Raw genomic sequence first — 2,408 nt, 5'->3', positions numbered from 1 at the left:
TGTTTTTGTTGAATATTATTACGTAAGAACTGCTTTGGGTTCATGGACGTGGCGCAGCACTTGGACAAACGAAATCAAGGAATTCAGATGTCCGGGGACGCCATCCCCCGCTACTTCTCCCCCTCCACCCAACTCACCACCTACAAAAATGGATAAAGCATGTTGTGCAATGTTGAGCGAAGTTCACCAGGTTCTCGCTACGCGAGAAATGCTCAAAGGAAAATGTACTTTCCCCTGGCGATTAAGAATGCCGGGCGGACAAGGGGAGGAAATTATCAAAGATTATGCCAATTTCCTGCGAGCATTGGCGCAGGAAATAGATCATCTTGGAATCCACCCCCCAAAGCTTTATATTCAGGATAATAATAATGCCGCAGAGGGCGACCAAACTGTAGATATTCAGTACCCAAGCGCTACATCTGCTATCGAGGCAATGATGAAACAGGTATGGGATGATAACGCAGATGGAGATACCCGCACCAATTTTCTGTATAGATTGGCTTGGATGGGTATACAGAATTCAGAAATGACACTGAAGTTAAGCGCGAAAGTTCACGCTCTATGTGAAGCTTTTGGGGTGGAAACCGAGGTGGATACTGCTACCTTCCCAGTACCTTTCAATACTGCTGCTGGAGTAAAAGAAAAAAATACCAGGGGGCAAGGATTCGGGAAGAATAAAGGCGAAATTGACAAAAGTATTGATGCCAATACAGAGTTGGCGGTTGAGCGATTGCTTCCCGATTTCTTGAAATGTCGGGAAAATCAAGTTTTAATTGAGAGATTTTCCGGCAACAAAGATATGATGGATATTTTAGCACTGATATTGACGCACGTTGAAAAATTGAATTCTAAATAGGGATTAAATCAATGCCAGAAAAAATTATAAAAGTTGACGAAAAGCAGACAAGCAGCGCCGCAACTAACTACGGGGATGCCGATAATAGTTGGCTCTCTAAGATTAAAGGTACTTTTGACTGGGTGAAGATTCCACAAATAGATCCGGGGAAAATAGCAAACGATATCAAGGAGTATGTACTCCGGGGCCTAAGGGGAGAAATCCTCAAGGATATTGCTGGATTCTTTACGGAGCATATAAAAAATATGTTTGGTAAAGGGAAGGATTTTGTCAAAAAGCAAATTAATGCAGTAATGACCGTTAAAGGGAAGATGTTAGGTCAGTTGAATACTTCGGAGGGGCGGGGGCTGGCTATTTTTGGAGCGATATCTGCTGTTGTGATAGGAGGCGGGGTTTTGCTGGGTGCTGGGCCTGAGGTTGTTACTGCTATGCTGCGCCTGTATCAGATTGGGTATACCTTAAATCTCAAAGAGACAGACCAACAGATTGAAGACCAGTTGAAGGGGCAAATGACTTCTTTGTACTCAATGGCAGGCGACGCTTTCGGAACGGGGCTTGCAAGCTTTCTAAGTGGGGGAGTATTTAGGATTCCCCGTGTCCAGATAAACATGACAAGGGTTTCCATTTTATATCGATCCTTGAACGAGGAAGCCAGGGTTCAGTTGATATCTCAAGTAAAAAATATTAGCCGGACTGCTTTTTTTGCTGGGCTTAGGATGATGGTAAAAATATTTTATAGGGATACCAGAAAAATGTTAAAGCAATTGGCGGAAAAACAGCCAAATCACCCCCTAATAAAAGCTATTCCGGGAGGGGCGGAAACTTTCAAAAAGTGGGGGTCGGGGGGGCAGCCATGGAGCATGGCACTGTATGTCCAAAATAAGCTAGAAAAGCTTCAAGGAAGCTCAGATCCATTTATCAAGAATATTGGAGTTTTTCTGGAATCTGCCGCCGAGAGTTTCGGTGAAGGAATTCAAGAATTTTTACCTGATTTAGTTAGACAACCAATCGCTTAAAAATTAAAAATATGGCGAAACCAAGAAATATACAACGACGGCCAAAGTTAACTCAGAAAGGCAGGCTTTTGGACAACCAGCAAATTAGTAAAAATATCGATAATTGGGTAGAGACAGAATTTCAAGATGAATTGCGGATGACGGCATTTCTTGATGTAAATACTCGTCGCCAAATCAGACTGGGTACTGGTGTGGGCGACATGGAAGTATTTAATGAAGAATTCAATAATGGATTTTCTGGAACTTCCCAGTTGTCAACTTCCCAGCAAAAAGGTAAAAAGGGATCTCAGGCTTTTGGGGAACCGTGGAAAAACCGCCCCAAATTAAAAAAAATCTCCCAGGAATACAAGATTGGGTATCGTCCACCATCCAAGCAATAAATGGCTCCTAAGTCCCCTAAGTCCCCTAAATCCCCCTCTTCCTCTCCTCAAAATGATCCGGGTCTTCTGGGTTTGCGGTGATAAGAAAAGCTAATTAGAAAAGCAAGCTAATAGTCGATCTCGAAAATTGTCGAAATTAACAAATCCATAGGCTTG

General features: G+C 42.9%; 3 protein-coding genes. All 3 read left to right on the top strand.

Features of this window, described 5'->3' with window-relative positions:
• Positions 1 to 856 (top strand): hypothetical protein (locus JGK39_RS33210; protein ID WP_293299048.1); only part of this gene is annotated, 856 nt, incomplete at its 5' end.
• 11 nt (positions 857 to 867) lie between these two features.
• Positions 868 to 1,872, top strand: a complete 1,005-nt coding sequence (locus JGK39_RS33205; RefSeq protein ID WP_293262580.1) for a hypothetical protein — start codon at positions 868 to 870, stop codon at positions 1,870 to 1,872.
• 11 nt (positions 1,873 to 1,883) lie between these two features.
• A complete protein-coding gene (locus JGK39_RS33200; RefSeq protein WP_293299045.1) occupies positions 1,884 to 2,252 on the top strand; it encodes a hypothetical protein in 369 nt (122 codons plus the stop codon).
• Positions 2,253 to 2,408 lie beyond the last annotated feature (156 nt).

This window comes from Microcoleus sp. PH2017_12_PCY_D_A (genome assembly GCF_020738565.1).
In the GTDB taxonomy this organism is placed as follows: domain Bacteria; phylum Cyanobacteriota; class Cyanobacteriia; order Cyanobacteriales; family Microcoleaceae; genus Microcoleus.
Note: the sequence above shows the minus strand (reverse complement) of the source record. Positions and strands in the feature narration are given on the sequence as shown.